Origin of the sequence: Rhizobium sp. P44RR-XXIV (genome assembly GCF_001999485.2) — a bacterium.
Taxonomy (GTDB): Bacteria; Pseudomonadota; Alphaproteobacteria; order Rhizobiales; family Rhizobiaceae; genus Rhizobium.
In genome coordinates, this window is sequence record NZ_MPVZ02000029.1 from 1,771,837 (window position 1) to 1,786,019 (window position 14,183).

The window sequence follows — 14,183 nt, forward strand, 5'->3', positions numbered from 1 at the left end:
CTTTTAGAGAGGTGCGACATGGACCGATTCACCGGCGGTTGCCTGTGCGGCAAGGTTCGAATAGTGGCGTCAGGGCACCCATATCGGGTTGGAATTTGTCACTGCCTTGACTGCCGCAAGCATCATGGCGCGCTTTTTCACGCTTCTGCGATCTTCCCTCAGGATGCGGTGGTGATCGATGGCGAAACACGCGATTACGCCGGCCGGTTTTTCTGTCCTCATTGTGGCTCGTCCGTCTTCTCGCGAAGCGCAGACGAGATCGAAGTCAATCTGGGGTCTCTGGATGCTCCCAATCAGCTGACGCCGACCTACGAGCTTTGGACCATCCGCCGCGAATCCTGGCTACCGTCGTTTTCGCTTGCCAGACGATACGATTGCGAACGTGAGGGAGCAGGCCGCTCGGAGGAATAGATCGGGCTCGCGGCAGGCGTTGCCCTGACAAACCGTCGTCGATGGCAGCCGCATTCGGCAATTCATGTTGACGACAAAACGTTGACGATTTATCGATATATTATCATCGTTATGAGCGTAGTGCTGCTGGAGGCGGATTTGTCGGAGAAGATTTCGGGTCGTTGGGATTTCTGGATCGATCGCGGCGGCACCTTTACCGATGTCGTCGGGCGGGACCCGTCTGGTGTCCTCCATGCCCGCAAGGTCCTGTCGGAAAATCCCGATGCCTATCGCGACGCCGCCGTTCACGGCATTCGCCTGCATCTCGGCCTCGGCAAGGGCGATCCGATCCCCGCCGATACGATCGGTGAGGTGCGCATGGGCACGACGGTCGCCACCAATGCGCTTCTGGAGCGCAAGGGCGAGCGTCTGGCTCTGGTGACCACCAAGGGTTTCCGCGACGCGCTGCGCATCGGCTATCAGGAGCGCAAGAAGATTTTCGCGACGGAGATCGTCAAGCCGGAGGCGCTTTACGAGGAGGTCGTCGAGGTCGAGGAGCGCGTGCTGGCAGACGCTACGGTCGAACTCGCTCTGGACGAGAAGGCAGCAGAGGCCGCATTGCGCGAGCTTCTCGCCAAAGGCTACCGCACTGTCGCCATCGTCTTCATGCACGCCTACAAATTCCCGGCCCATGAAGCGGCAGTCGCCCGCATCGCCCGGTCCCTCGGTTTCGAGCAGGTTTCCGTCAGCCATGAAGTGTCGCCGCTGATCAAGCTTGTCGGCCGTGGCGATACGGCTGTCATTGACGCCTATCTGTCGCCCGTGCTCGGACGCTATATCGGCCAGGTCTGCGACGAACTCGATGTCGAGCGCACCGGCGCGCGCGTCATGTTCATGATGTCGTCAGGTGGACTGACGGCAGCCGACATGTTCCAGGGCAAGGATGCCATCCTGTCCGGCCCGGCCGGCGGTGTCGTCGGCCTTGCGAAAACGGGCGAACAGGCCGGCTTCACCAATGTCATCGGTTTCGACATGGGCGGCACGTCCACGGATGTGGCCCATTTCGACGGCGAATATGAGCGCGCCTTCGAAACGGAAGTGGCCGGCGTGCGCGTACGAGCGCCGATGATGCTGATCCATACGGTTGCCGCCGGTGGCGGCTCCATCCTGCATTTCGATGGCGACCGTTTCCGTGTCGGCCCGGATTCGGCAGGCGCCTTTCCGGGGCCTGCCTGCTATCGCAACGGCGGCCCGCTGGCGGTGACCGACGCCAATGTCATGGCCGGCAAGCTCTTGCCTGAATTCTTCCCGTCGATCTTTGGCCTCAATCAGGACCAGCCGCTCGATGTCGAGACGGTGCGCGGCAAGTTCGCCGAACTCGCCGCCCGGATCGGCGATGGCCGCAGCCCGGAAGATGTCGCCGACGGTTTCATCCGCATCGCCGTTGCCAATATGGTTGAAGCGATCAAGAAGATCTCGGTCCAGCGCGGCTATGACGTGACGCGCTATGCCCTTAACTGCTTCGGTGGCGCCGGCGGGCAGCATGCGTGCCTGGTCGCCGATGCGCTCGGCATGAAGAGCATCCTCCTGCATCCGATGTCCGGCCTTCTTTCGGCTTACGGCATGGGGCTTGCCGACATCAGGGCGACGCGCCAGAAGGCGCTCGGCGTTGCCCTTGATGAAGCGGCACCGTCTGCCGTTGCTGCGCTGGGTGGCGAACTGCGCGGGGAATGCCTGCCCGAGCTTGAAGCGCAGGGTGTTCCCGCAAACGAAATCAAGACAGTTCAGCGCGCCCATATCCGTTATGCCGGTACCGACACCGTCCTGGCTGTCGAGACGACATTCCCTGAGATCGATGACCCCGCGCGCCTGCGCGGCGAATTCGAGACGCTGCACAAGCGGCGCTTCGGTTTCGTCGCCGAGGACAAGCCGCTGGTCGTAGAGGCGGTCGAGATCGAGACCATCGGTGGTGCCGCCGCCGAAATCGCCGTTCAGCGCGATGAAGCGGGCGAGGGCGAGGCGGACGCAGCACTGCGTGCCTCTTTCTATTCCGGTGGCGCAAGCCATGACGCCGCGGTCGTTTTGCGCCAGGCGATCGTACCCGGCCAGACTGTCACGGGCCCTGCCATCATCATCGAGCCGAACCAGACCATCGTCATTGAGGATGGTTGGCAGGCGCAGTTGACCGCCAGGGACCATATCGTTCTCAAGCGCATCAAAGCCCTGCCGGAGCGCAGCGCCATCGGTACCAAGGCCGACCCCGTCATGCTGGAGATCTTCAACAATCTCTTCATGTCGATCGCCGAGCAGATGGGCATGACGTTGCAGAACACGGCCTATTCGGTCAACATCAAGGAGCGGCTGGATTTCTCCTGCGCCGTTTTTGACGCGGAAGGCAATCTCGTCGCCAACGCGCCGCATATGCCCGTGCATCTGGGCTCCATGGATGCGTCCGTTGCAACGGCGATCCGCGAAAACCCCGTCATCCATCCGGGTGACGTCTTCCTGATCAATGCGCCCTATAATGGCGGCACGCATCTGCCCGACCTTACGGTCTGCACGCCGGTCTTCGATGATGCCGGCAAGCGCATCCGCTTCTGGGTCGCCAGCCGCGGCCATCATGCCGATATCGGCGGCATCTCGCCGGGTTCGATGTCGCCGCTTGCGACCCATATCGAGGAAGAAGGTGTCTATATCGACAATTTCAAGCTGCTCGATCGCGGACGGTTCTGCGAGGCGGAACTGGCGAAGCTGCTGACGGGTGCACGCTATCCGGTGCGCACGCTCGCGCAGAATGTCAACGATCTGAAAGCCCAGGTCGCCGCCAACGAAAAGGGCGTCGCTGAGCTCAAGAAGATGATCGTCCATTTCGGCGAGGAGGTCGTCGACGCCTATATGGGTCACGTTCAGGACAATGCCGCCGAAAGCGTGCGCCGCGTTCTCGACCGCCTGCCGGATGGCGAATTCAGCTATGAGATGGATCAGGGCTGCAAGATCGTCGTCAAGATCTCGATCGACAAGGACAAGCGCGAGGCAACGGTCGATTTCACCGGTACTTCGCCGCAGCGCGCCGACAATTTCAATGCGCCGCAGCCGGTGACGCGCGCTGCCGTGCTCTATGTCTTCCGTGTTCTGGTCGAGGCCGATATTCCGATGAATGCCGGTTGCCTCAGGCCGATCCGCATCGTCATCCCCGAAGGCACCATGCTGACGCCGAAATATCCGGCCGCCGTCGTTGCCGGCAATGTCGAGGTGAGCCAGGCCGTGACAAACTGCCTGTTCGGAGCGGTCGAAACGCTTGCGGCAGCACAGGGCACGATGAACAACCTCACCTTCGGCAATGATGCCTATCAGTACTACGAGACAATCTGCTCGGGCGCGCCGGCCGGCCCTGGTTTCCATGGTGCGGATGCCGTGCATACGCATATGACCAACTCGCGTCTGACCGACCCGGAAATCCTGGAAACCCGCTTTCCGGTGGTGCTCGAGGATTTCCACATTCGTCCCAACTCGGGCGGCCAGGGCAAATGGAATGCCGGCAACGGCACGCAGCGCACCATTCGCACCCGCGAGAAGCTGGAATTCGCCGTGCTTTCGGGACATCGCCGCGTCGCGCCCTTCGGCGTCAAGGGCGGCGAGCCGGGCCAGACCGGGCGCAACTATGTCCGGCGCAATGACGGCACGATCGATGAGCTGATAGGCTCTGCCCATACGGTGCTCGATGCCGGTGAAGCCTTCACCGTGGTTACTCCCACGGGTGGCGGCTATGGCAAACGGGACGAATAGAGGCGTTGCTGCGTTTGCAGATGCATTGATCCGGATCTAAGGAGTTTTCGGGTGACTTCTGAGGAAAAGAGTAGGCCGCGCGAACTGATCGTCTCGTCCGCACATCTTGCGGACGGCAGTTCGCCGGCCTTGTCCGAGCTTGAATATGGGTCGATCCTGTTTTCCCATGCTTTCAATCGGTGGTTGGTGCGTTGCATGGCTGCCGCCGGCGTGCCCGGTCTTTCGCCGACCGAGATTCTGATCATCCACTCCGTCCGCCATCGTGACAGGCCGAAGACGCTTGCCGATCTGTGCCTCGTGCTCGATATCGAAGACACCCATGTCGCCAACTATGCCATCAAGAAGCTGGAAGCGGCCGGTCTCGTCAAAAGCGGCAAGGCCGGCAAGGAAAAGACGATCCGCGTCACCGACAAGGGCTTGGAAGCGCTGAAGCGCTACACCGAAATTCGCGAGCGTTTGCTGGTGGAGGCGACCAAGGTTTCCGGGCTTTCGCAGGACGGTCTTTCCGATATTGCCTCGCATCTGAGGGCGCTCTCGGGGTACTACGAGCAGGCCGCGCGATCAGCGGCGACGCTGTAGGCTGATGGCAAGGACGAAAGTCCCTCGAAGACCTTCATGACGTATTGCTAAAGTTTATTTTTACCCGATGAGCTGAGGCCTGAAGCGAGACCTGACCCGGACACAAGTCACGGGGGCTTATCTATTTCGCCATCTCGTACCTATATTAGGTCTATGCGATCCACTGTCGGGCGTCCGACCAGGGATCTGCATCGAGCAAACGATATGATCCTGTTTTTACCACGGTACAACTTTTGGAAAATGCTGGCTTCGCACGGTGGCAAAAGTGTGCTTTTTTTGACCGAAAGGGGAATGGTGTAAAAACTTCCATGAACAACGATAGTTTCGAGCTGAAATTTTGGGGCGTGCGGGGAAGCATACCTGTATCGGGACCGGAATTTGAGCGGTACGGCGGCAATACGTCGTGCATAGAGTTAAGACATGACGGCAGGCACATTCTATTCGACGCCGGAACAGGGCTGCGCGAGGCGGCCGTATCGCTTGCAAAGGAAGGGGTTCGCAACATCGATCTCTTCTTCACGCACTCGCACTACGACCATATCATCGGTTTGCCGTTCTTCAGTGCCATCTATGATCCTAGGGTCAGCGTCGATCTCTGGTCGGGCCATCTGGCCGGCAAGACGACGACACGGCAGATGATCGGCCAGTTCATGCGGCCGCCATGGTTTCCTGTCGAACCCGATATCTGTCGCGCGACGATGAACTTTCGCGATTTCACCGCCGAGGACACACTAAAGCCGCATCCAGGCATCGTCATGCATACGGCCCGGCTGAACCATCCCGGTGGTTGCATCGGCTATCGCATCGAATGGTCTGGCCGGGTGATCGCCATGATCTACGATACCGAGCATGTGGCCGGCAAACTCGATGAGACCGCGCTTGCGCTGATGGCCGATGCCGATCTCGCCATCTATGATGCGACCTATACCGAAGGGGAAATGCCGAAGCATCTGGGCTTCGGACATTCCACCTGGCAGGAAGGCGTCAAGCTTGCCAAGAAGGCCGGCGTCAAGCGCCTTGCCCTCTTTCACCATGCGCCGGCGCGCACCGACGCCGAACTGGACGAGCTGCAGCGAGACGCGCAGAAGAGTTTCCCCGGCGCGTTCATGGCCTTTGACGGGCAATCGCTGCAGCTCTGAATGCTTCCGTGCGACGCCCTGATCCGTAAATGGCGGCTAACGCACGAAATTGCCGACCGGCCGCCATTCTATGGCGGCATGGCCGGCCGTTTCCTCAAACAACGCCTCGACGAAAGACCATGCGAGGGTGTCATGCACCAGATGGTGCGTCATCACGCCGATCGGCTCGTCATTGCCGTCGAAGCGGTTCTGGAGTTCTTCCACCAGCCGTGCGATCAATCCTTCGTGTGGAAGGCCGCCGCGCACGCCGTGCCACCTCATGATGTCGATATGGGTATTGACCAGCGTGATCGGTGCCTCCTTCGCCAGGCCGAAGACGGAGACGGCGCGGTATCCGAAGGGCGCCAGGTGAGGCAGCAATGCATCGTCGATGCGGTTCCACGGCGGCACCAGCATGGCCAGAAACTGCGCGGGATAAAGCGCCTTCAACTTGTCGAAGCCGCGATGCAGCTCATCGAGCACAGCAGCCTGTGGCCGATGCAGGCCGAGTTCCTGCTTCTTCGTCTCATCCGGCGCATAGTTCTGATGCATCCAGCCATGAACGGTGACGGTGACGCGGCTTTGGCCTGCCAGGCGTTCCGCCAGCGGCTCCCCGGTCGGTCCGGGAATGACGGCCAATGCCATCGGCACATCGAAGCGATCGGATAATGACAATAGCTGGTCGAGGGCAGGGGTGGGTTCGATGGCGTCGTCGTCCCGGAACCAGAACTTCGCCTTGCGTCCCGCCTCGGTCCAACGGCGCAACTCATCGCGCAAGGGCTGCCAGTCGGCTCTATCGCTCATAATAGGTGTCTCCCAGATGTTTCCGAAGAATGGTTTCAAGCTGCTGCGATGCCGCGCCCAGGGAGCGCTTCTCATGCACGAATCGGTGCGCTGCTTCGGCCATGGTTCGCCGTTGCGTATCGTCGTTCAGAAGTTGGGCAATGGCGTCCGCATAGGCTCCAATATCGCCCGCCGGCGTCAGCAGGCCCGTCGCACTGGCCATGACTACTTCCGGCACGCCTGCCGTCGCCTGCGCCACCACAGGCAGACCGGCTGCCTGCGCCTCGAGATAGGCGAGGCCATAGGCCTCGTTATTGCCTGGCCAGACATAGATCCCTGCGGCCGCAAGCTCCGTTGCAATCTCCGAAGCCGTGCACTCTCCGCGCCAGATGATCCGGTCGTCATCGAAAGTTGAAAACAGGACTCTTACCTCGGCGCGCATCGGTCCGTCGCCGATGACGGTCAGGGTCCAGTCCTCATTGCGGATGAGGTCGAGCGCCTTGGCCAGCATGACGTAGCTGTCGAATTTGTCGCCCTTGCGCAGCATAGCGACACTGATCAGTCGTCGCGGGTCTGGGGATGAGGGTGGCTGCGCAAATAGTGATGTCTCTATGAAAGGCAGGAATCGCTCGTAGCGACCATCGGGGATCGCGTCCACAAGGCCGATCCGGTCCCGCTCGGTGAAGCACAGATTGACGGCGGCCAGACGCACCGCATCGGCGATCAGCCGCTGGTTTTCGCCCCAGCCATTGTCGTCATGGCGCCTGGAGTAGGAGGCTTCGGCGGTGACATAGGGTATGCCGAGCTTCTTGGCGATGGGTGGGCCGATGAGATCCGGTGTCTTGTAGTAGGGGTGGTAGGTGAACCAAAGGTCGGGCGATGACTGGCTTTGCCAGCCGTGGAGCAGCCGGCTCACCTCACCCTCTGCCTGCCGGGCGACCTCGCCACGAGGTCCTGCGTCCGGGGTTGCCGTAAAGCTGCGCAGCTCCGATGCGACTTCGACCTCGTGCCCGGCCATTCCAAGCGCCGCTATGATCTGCCGCGCCATCAGCCGGTCGCCGGAAGGCACTGGATGAGTGGGAGGTTTGAGCGGAGCGTAGAAGGCGATCTTCATGCTGTTGTCACATGGTTGACAATTAAGTGATGGCAGGAGCCCGGATTGTGAGAGGATTGCCCGAATTTCGACCGGTTGCGTGACAATAAGGTCCCTGCTTCAAAAAGCCGCATTCTCGACAGCGTGCGGCGTTGCGGCTAGATGAGTAGGCGATAACCGTTTTCGCTTCTGTTGTGAACGGACAATATACATTGGGTTTGATGACCATCGAGGCAAGAAAGCCAATCATTTCCGATCGTCTCGTGCGCAAGTTCCGCCTTGGCTCCGGCTTGATCGTTTTCAGCTTTGTGATCATGCATCTGGCCAATCACTCTCTGGGCCTCATTTCCCTCAGCATGGCCGAGCGTGCACAGCATTGGTTCATGGCCGTGTGGCGCAATCCCGTCGGCACGGTTCTCCTTTACGGTGCGCTGATCGTCCATATCATGCTGGTCCTGCGGCTTCTCTACAGGCGCCGCACACTGGTCATGCCCCCAGGCGAAGCTTTTCAGATCGTCACCGGCCTGCTCGTACCTCTTCTCCTCATCGATCACATCGTGGCCACGCGTATCGTGCATGATGTTTACGGCTATCACGATACCTACAAGGCGATCGTCCGCACGCTGTGGCTCACATCGCCGGCGAGCGGCGTACGCCAGGCGTTTCTGCTTGTTATCATCTGGGTTCACGGCTGCATCGGCGTTCATTTCTGGCTGCGTTTTCGCCCCTGGTACATGACGATCTCCCCCATATTGCTGTCCTTCGCCATCGTTCTGCCGATTCTAGCGTTGCTCGGCTTTGCCGCTATGGGCAAGGTCGTCACTCATGAGGCGGCGCAGGAGGACGAGCGCGGCTATCCTGGCGGCTATTACAGCGACGTGCGCAGCCTTGGCGAGAGGGGCTCCGTTCCCGGTGGTCAGATTGCCGATGCCCTCTGGCCTTATCGTGCCGGATTTTACGGGGCATTCAGCCTGTCGATCGTCGGTCTCTTCGCCTTTCGCGCACATCGCAGGGTGCGCGAGCGCCAGTTTCAGGTCGCCATTCGCTATGCGGGTGGCGAGGTCGTGCAAGCGCCCCGCGGCTTCAGCGTGCTGGAGGCGAGCCGTCTTGGCGGGATCCCGCATTATTCGGTCTGCGGCGGCAAGGGCCAATGCTCCACCTGTCGCGTTCAGGTCATCGAGGGCGCCGAAAACCTGCCTCCTCCCGAGCCGCTTGAGCAAAAGACGCTGAACCGCATTGGCGCCACGCCGGATGTCAGGCTTGCCTGCCAGCTGCGACCGACGGGAAATATCAGCGTCGTGCCGCTGTTGACGCCCATGGCCGAGGCGACGATCCCGGTCTACACGCAGGCCGCAAGCCCCGGTCGCGAACGTGATATCGTCGTGTTTTTCTGCGATCTTCGACATTTCACCGCGTTGACGGAAGAGCGTCTGCCCTTCGACATCGTCTTCCTGCTCAATCGCTATTTTGCGATCGTCGGTCGCATCATCGAGGAGAATGGCGGCCGGATGGACAAGTTCATCGGCGACGGTGCCATGGCGCTCTTCGGTCTTCGCACCACTCCCAAAGAGGCAAACCGTCAGGCGCTGAAGGCGGCGGCGGCGATTCTGCGGGAAATCGACAAGCTCAGTGCCGAATTGGCGGACGAACTGGCGGCACCTCTCGAAATCGCCATCGGTCTTCACACCGGTTTGGCCGTGGTCGGTTCGATGGGATATGGCAGCGTCAAGAACGTGACGGCGATAGGCGATACCGTCAATGTTGCCAGCCGTCTGGAAAGCGTCGCCAAGGAGTATAACACCGCCCTTGTCTTTTCGGAGCCGGTGGCACGGCTTTCGGAAATCGACGTCGACGGTGTCGAGAGCCGCGAGATTGCCGTTCGAGGTCGTGGCGAGCCCCTGCGGGTCTACATCGTCTCGAAAGAGGCAAGCACCCGCTTCGCCTGAGGTTGCTGGCTTGGCCGCACCGCATGATATCACCCGTTTGCAACGCAAGAGCGCTGGTGTAGGGAAGGCGCATGTTCGACCGCAAGATCCTCACCAGAAAATATTGGCGGCGCGCCTTCCGCAACAAGCGGGATGCGATTGCCACCCGTCTGTTCGACACACGCCTCGGCCGCGATATTCTCGTCAGCGCTCTTGGACCACGGGTCAAGAGCATGACGGTCGATTGCGGCGACCATATCCTGAGCTTTTCGCCGGCCGACTACATTGGCCGCAAGGTCTTTCGCAAAGGGCATTTCGAGCGCGATCATGTCGACCGGCTGCTGAGTGTGCTGCGCGAACGTGGCCTGTTGCGCAAGGGCACGACACTGCTGGAGCTCGGCGGCAATATCGGCACGCAGACCTGCTATTTTGCGCTCAGTGGGGTCTATGGCCGCATTGTCAGCGTGGAACCGGACCCTCGTAATTTTCGGCTGCTGTCGGTGAACATAGCCGATAATCGGCTACAGGAGATGGTCACGGCGGTCAACTGCGCCGCCGGCGATCGTGGCGGGCAGCTCGATTTCTACCTCAACCACAAGAATCACGGCAAGAGCAGCGCCTTGCGCCAAAGCGCGAGCGACGAAAGGATCTCGGTTCCGGTCAGGCCCGTTACCGACATTCTCCTCGAGGCTGGCGCAGATCCGGCCAATGTCGGGCTGATCTGGATGGATATCGAGGGCTATGAGCCGGTCGCATGCCGGTCGATGCAGGCGCTGATGGCCCGCAGGGTGCCGCTCTACATGGAATTCACGCCGGCCTTCTACGGCAAGGATCAAGCCGAAGCATTCGTCAGCGATCTTGCCAGCCACTACAGCGAATGCCTTGCCTTCTTCGAAGACCGGGAACAGGCCATGAAGGTCGTGGATCTTCCGACCGAAGGCGAGCAGTTCGATGTGCTGTTTCTGCGCTGAACCTATTTGCGTCGATAGATGAAATAGCGCCCTTCCTTGACGCTATCGGGTAGGGGCAACGCCTGGAGATCGGGGTGTTCGAGAGGCAGGCCGCTAACCGCAAAGCCACCTGATGCCAGCACGCCGGCCATGGTCTGTGGAAGCCACGTCAGTGTCACGGCATCCTTGTCTTCGTAGCCGGTGCCGATATCGGCATGGGCAAGCGAGGCACCTGAACCGATGAATTCGCTCGCCGTATCCTTGATTTCACCGAGAACGAGGTCGTCCGCCGCAGGCATCGAGGGGCCATAGGCGTTGACGGCACGATCGAAGGCTATGATGCGGCGATCGGTGAAAAGTTCGCGCAGATGGTCGAAGGTGCGGCCATTGCCGAGGCCGAGTTCCAGCACGGGGCCATCAAGCGTCCGGACATCGTCGGCTACGGCATTGAGGATGTCGCGCTGTGCGCTCAGGCGGCGAATGAAACTATCCAGGCGGCTCATCGTATCTGTCTTATCCTTGGCGTTCTGATGCCTCTTGCCCAGTCGACCTAGCACGGGCCACATCGTCGCGTCGACCGTCGGCTGGTTTTTCGGCACATTTGCTGTAGGGATAGATTGTCGCGGCGCTCGTGAAAGGAGGAACTGTCATGGTCGAGCCATCCAACGATGATTTCTTCCATAAATTGGCGGTTTTCACGCGTTTCGAGGGCGTTACCGACAGCAACAATTACAGGCCTCTGCCGGACGGCTGGCTTCTGGCTGTCGCCGACATCGTCAGCTCGACAAAGGCCATTGCCTCCGGTCACTATAAATCCGTGAACATGGCCGGCGCCAGCGTGATTTCCGCCGTGCTCAACGCATTGGACAAGGGCGATTATCCCTTCGTCTTCGGCGGCGACGGTGCCCTGGTCGCCATTCCTCCGTCAGGAGAGGCGCGGGTTCGGCAGGCTCTGGCGGCGGTGCGGAGCTGGGTCAAGGAAGAATTGCAGCTGGATCTGCGCACCGCGCTCGTGCCCATGTCGGCGGTTCGCGGCGAAGGTCTGGATGTGATGGTCGCTCGCTTCGGCCCCAGCGAATATGTCTCCTATGCCATGTTTCTGGGCGGCGGCACGAGCTGGGCTGAACAGCAGATGAAGGCCGGCAATTTCATCGTCGAGGCGGCAGCGCCGGAGGTACGGCCGGATCTGACGGGCCTATCTTGCCGCTGGAATCCGATCAAGGCACACAATGGTGAGATCGTCTCGATCATTGCGGTTCCCGGCGAGAGCGGCAACAGCGCGAAGTTCCAGCAGCTCGTCGCCGATATCATCGCTATTTCCAGAGAACAGAGCCGTGATGGCCATCCTGTACCGGCTGAAGGTCCGACGACGGCGCTGATTTTCGGCGGTATCGACATGGAGGCGCGCGCGCTGGCATCTGTCGCCAATCGCTGGCGGCGCAAGCTCGCCATTGCCGCCCAGATCGCTCTCGTCTGCATCCTCGATAAGTTCAGGCTCCGTATGGCGGCGTTCGACCCCAAGGTCTACAGGAGCGATATCGCCATGAACTCCGATTTTCGTAAATTCGACGATGGTCTGAAGATGACCATCGATGTCGATGCGGTGCAGCTCTCGCATATCGAAGCGCTGCTGCGTCAGGCCGAGGCGGAGGGTGTATGTCGCTATGGGTTGCATCGGCAGGACAGCGCTTTGATGACCTGTTTCGTGCCGACGCCGCTGATGCGCGACCACATGCATTTCATCGACGGGGCAAGCGGCGGTTATGCCATGGCCGCCATGGCGTTGCGCGGCAAGGGCGTATCCGAGCTGGCCGCCAGCGAATGATGTTTTCATTGCTGGAGCGGTGCGGCATTTTGCCGGCTATTTCATCCTTGAGGCAATTTTATCGTCTGAACTCGCTTTTTTCCCATTGTTTCAGCGGTATGTTCGCCTTATCTGAAAGAGAACAAAACGAGAGTCGGCGATTTTCGCGGCTGTGTTCTGCTGGACTTCCTGGGCGCCGGGCGCGGGGAAGTATGGCAAAATCCTTTTTGGTGTCGGCACAAATCGGGTTGCCCGAACAAGAGTGCCGCCGCCTCATATCATTGTTTCATCCGACCTGAGCCGATAGGCCGGAAGGCGTCCAAGCGGTTATTCCGGGGATTGGCGCCGGCTGCGTTGCTGGGGCGGAGCATTGATTGTAGCAAGATAGGCCGCGGGGAATAATGACTATTCATTCGACTGTTTCCGACATTCTTCTCGATAAGGTTGCAGAGTGGCTCACGCAGGCGGCGTTGACGGGTGAAAACCTCGAAAACATCGTTCGCGGCTTCTGCGAGCGCATGGCGGCGTCTGGACTTCCGGTTGCGCGCGTGCACCTGACCTTTTCGATGCTGCATCCGCTCTATGACGCGCTCGGTTTCACCTGGCGGCGGGCCGGCGGGTTGACGATCGAGGGCTACCGGCATGTCAACGAGAAGCCGGAGCGCTTCGTGCAGAGCCCCTATTTCTACCTTCTGTCCAACAATCTTCAGCATCTACGTCGTCGGATAGACGTAGATGGCGCTGTGGAGTTTCCGATTTTCGACGATCTGCGCAAGGAAAAGGTCACCGATTACCTGGCTTTCGTGCAAACCTTCGGCGCCGGCTCGGTGCAGGGCATGATGGGCTCCTGGTCCACCGACAGCATCGGCGGCTTCAGCGAAGAGATGATCGGCGCGCTGATGCGCATGCAAAATCATCTTGCCATGGCCGCCAAGATGGCGGTTCTCGGCAGGCTCGCCAACAACATGCTGACGACTTATCTGGGCGGCGATGCCGGCAAGCGCGTCTTGAACGGCCAGATCCGCCGTGGTGACGGCGAGACGATCCGTGCCGCGTTGGTCATGGGCGACATGCGGCAATCCACTGTCTATGCCGAAAAAGAGGGGCGACAGGCCTATATCGATACGCTGAACGAATTCTTCGACGCGATCGCCGCGCCATTCAACCGCAATGGCGGCGAGATCATGAGCTTTCTCGGCGACGGATTTCTCGCCGTCTATCCCTGCGGCCGACACAAGGACCCATCCAGGGTTGCGTGCGAGGCCGCCCTCTCGGCCGTTTTCGAGGCTCAGCGCCGCGTCATCGCGTTGAACAAGGATCGCCAGGCCCGCAGCCTGAGCGAAGTGCGCTACGGCATCGGCCTGCATGTCGGCAACGTCATGTTCGGCAATGTGGGATTGAAGGATCGCCTAACGTTCTCGGCTTTTGGCGCTGCCGTCAACGAGGTGGAGCGGCTGCAAACATTGACGAAGAAATACGCGACGGAAGTCGTCGCGAGTCAGGCATTTTCCGGCTACACCGACTGCGAATGGGGAACACTCGGCGAAGAGAAGCTGAGAGGTGTGCGCCAGCGCTTTACCGTCGTCTATCCGAAGGCCGCCTCCGTTGGCGCCGGCCCGGCAGCGATTTTCGACGAAGCGGCGCCGGATGGTCTGTCAGAGGCCGAACAGGTCATTCTGTTGCACAGGGATGCCAAGAAGTTCGAGAGCCGTCTTCAAGTCGAAAACTTCGCTTCGTAACCTTCGCTGCCCGCCG

At 60.3% G+C, this 14,183-nt stretch carries 11 protein-coding genes; 8 read left to right on the forward strand and 3 right to left on the reverse strand.

Going from position 1 to position 14,183, the window contains the following annotated elements; genetic code table 11:
- Positions 1 to 18: 18 nt before the first annotated feature.
- The 4 genes from BSK43_RS34060 (at position 19) to BSK43_RS34075 (ending at position 5,894) form a co-directional block, all read left to right on the forward strand.
- Positions 19 to 411 carry a GFA family protein gene (locus tag BSK43_RS34060; RefSeq protein ID WP_077470218.1) on the forward strand — a complete coding sequence of 131 codons (393 nt, stop codon included), beginning with the start codon at positions 19 to 21 and terminating at the stop codon, positions 409 to 411.
- Between the two features lie 111 nt (positions 412 to 522).
- Complete coding sequence (locus tag BSK43_RS34065; protein WP_077470219.1) at positions 523 to 4,176, forward strand: hydantoinase B/oxoprolinase family protein; 3,654 nt, start codon at positions 523 to 525, stop codon at positions 4,174 to 4,176.
- A gap of 51 nt (positions 4,177 to 4,227) precedes the next feature.
- Complete coding sequence (locus tag BSK43_RS34070; RefSeq protein WP_077470220.1) at positions 4,228 to 4,755, forward strand: winged helix DNA-binding protein; 528 nt, start codon at positions 4,228 to 4,230, stop codon at positions 4,753 to 4,755.
- Between the two features lie 308 nt (positions 4,756 to 5,063).
- Positions 5,064 to 5,894, forward strand: a complete 831-nt coding sequence (locus BSK43_RS34075; protein ID WP_068395434.1) for an MBL fold metallo-hydrolase — start codon at positions 5,064 to 5,066, stop codon at positions 5,892 to 5,894.
- A gap of 36 nt (positions 5,895 to 5,930) precedes the next feature.
- On the opposite strand, the gene BSK43_RS34080 is transcribed toward BSK43_RS34075, so the two are convergent.
- Positions 5,931 to 6,677 (reverse strand): polysaccharide deacetylase family protein, encoded by a 747-nt coding sequence (locus BSK43_RS34080; protein WP_077470221.1) that lies wholly within the window; start codon positions 6,675 to 6,677, stop codon positions 5,931 to 5,933.
- Positions 6,667 to 7,770: a glycosyltransferase family 4 protein gene (locus BSK43_RS34085; protein ID WP_077470222.1), complete on the reverse strand. Its 1,104-nt coding sequence runs from the start codon at positions 7,768 to 7,770 to the stop codon at positions 6,667 to 6,669. Before BSK43_RS34085 ends, BSK43_RS34080 begins: the two co-directional genes overlap by 11 nt.
- 200 nt (positions 7,771 to 7,970) lie before the next feature.
- On the opposite strand from BSK43_RS34085, the gene BSK43_RS34090 reads away from it, so the two are divergent.
- Complete coding sequence (locus tag BSK43_RS34090; protein WP_077470223.1) at positions 7,971 to 9,695, forward strand: adenylate/guanylate cyclase domain-containing protein; 1,725 nt, start codon at positions 7,971 to 7,973, stop codon at positions 9,693 to 9,695.
- A 71-nt stretch (positions 9,696 to 9,766) separates the two neighbouring features.
- The gene (locus BSK43_RS34095; protein WP_077470224.1) at positions 9,767 to 10,645 is read left to right on the forward strand and encodes an FkbM family methyltransferase; all 879 of its coding nucleotides are present in this window, start codon (positions 9,767 to 9,769) and stop codon (positions 10,643 to 10,645) included.
- A gap of 2 nt (positions 10,646 to 10,647) precedes the next feature.
- Here BSK43_RS34095 and BSK43_RS34100 read toward each other — a convergent pair whose 3' ends face one another.
- Positions 10,648 to 11,127 carry a class I SAM-dependent methyltransferase gene (locus BSK43_RS34100; RefSeq protein ID WP_077470225.1) on the reverse strand — a complete coding sequence of 160 codons (480 nt, stop codon included), beginning with the start codon at positions 11,125 to 11,127 and terminating at the stop codon, positions 10,648 to 10,650.
- Positions 11,128 to 11,273: 146 nt separating this feature from the next.
- Here BSK43_RS34100 and BSK43_RS34105 point away from each other — a divergent pair, with 146 nt between their 5' ends.
- Positions 11,274 to 12,449 (forward strand): DUF3095 domain-containing protein, encoded by a 1,176-nt coding sequence (locus BSK43_RS34105; protein ID WP_077470226.1) that lies wholly within the window; start codon positions 11,274 to 11,276, stop codon positions 12,447 to 12,449.
- Positions 12,450 to 12,829: 380 nt separating this feature from the next.
- Positions 12,830 to 14,167, forward strand: a complete 1,338-nt coding sequence (locus BSK43_RS34110; RefSeq protein ID WP_077470227.1) for an adenylate/guanylate cyclase domain-containing protein — start codon at positions 12,830 to 12,832, stop codon at positions 14,165 to 14,167.
- Positions 14,168 to 14,183: the final 16 nt, after the last annotated feature.

Bases quoted from the DNA above. Each gene is read 5' to 3' on its own strand.
- BSK43_RS34060 (WP_077470218.1), top strand. From the start codon at position 19: ATGGACCGATTCACCGGCGGTTGCCTGTGCGGCAAGGTTCGAATAGTG.
- BSK43_RS34065 (WP_077470219.1), top strand. From the start codon at position 523: ATGAGCGTAGTGCTGCTGGAGGCGGATTTGTCGGAGAAGATTTCGGGT.
- BSK43_RS34075 (WP_068395434.1), top strand. From the start codon at position 5,064: ATGAACAACGATAGTTTCGAGCTGAAATTTTGGGGCGTGCGGGGAAGC.
- BSK43_RS34080 (WP_077470221.1), bottom strand. From the start codon at position 6,677: ATGAGCGATAGAGCCGACTGGCAGCCCTTGCGCGATGAGTTGCGCCGT.
- BSK43_RS34085 (WP_077470222.1), bottom strand. From the start codon at position 7,770: ATGAAGATCGCCTTCTACGCTCCGCTCAAACCTCCCACTCATCCAGTG.
- BSK43_RS34090 (WP_077470223.1), top strand. From the start codon at position 7,971: ATGACCATCGAGGCAAGAAAGCCAATCATTTCCGATCGTCTCGTGCGC.
- BSK43_RS34095 (WP_077470224.1), top strand. From the start codon at position 9,767: ATGTTCGACCGCAAGATCCTCACCAGAAAATATTGGCGGCGCGCCTTC.
- BSK43_RS34100 (WP_077470225.1), bottom strand. From the start codon at position 11,127: ATGAGCCGCCTGGATAGTTTCATTCGCCGCCTGAGCGCACAGCGCGAC.
- BSK43_RS34105 (WP_077470226.1), top strand. From the start codon at position 11,274: ATGGTCGAGCCATCCAACGATGATTTCTTCCATAAATTGGCGGTTTTC.
- BSK43_RS34110 (WP_077470227.1), top strand. From the start codon at position 12,830: ATGACTATTCATTCGACTGTTTCCGACATTCTTCTCGATAAGGTTGCA.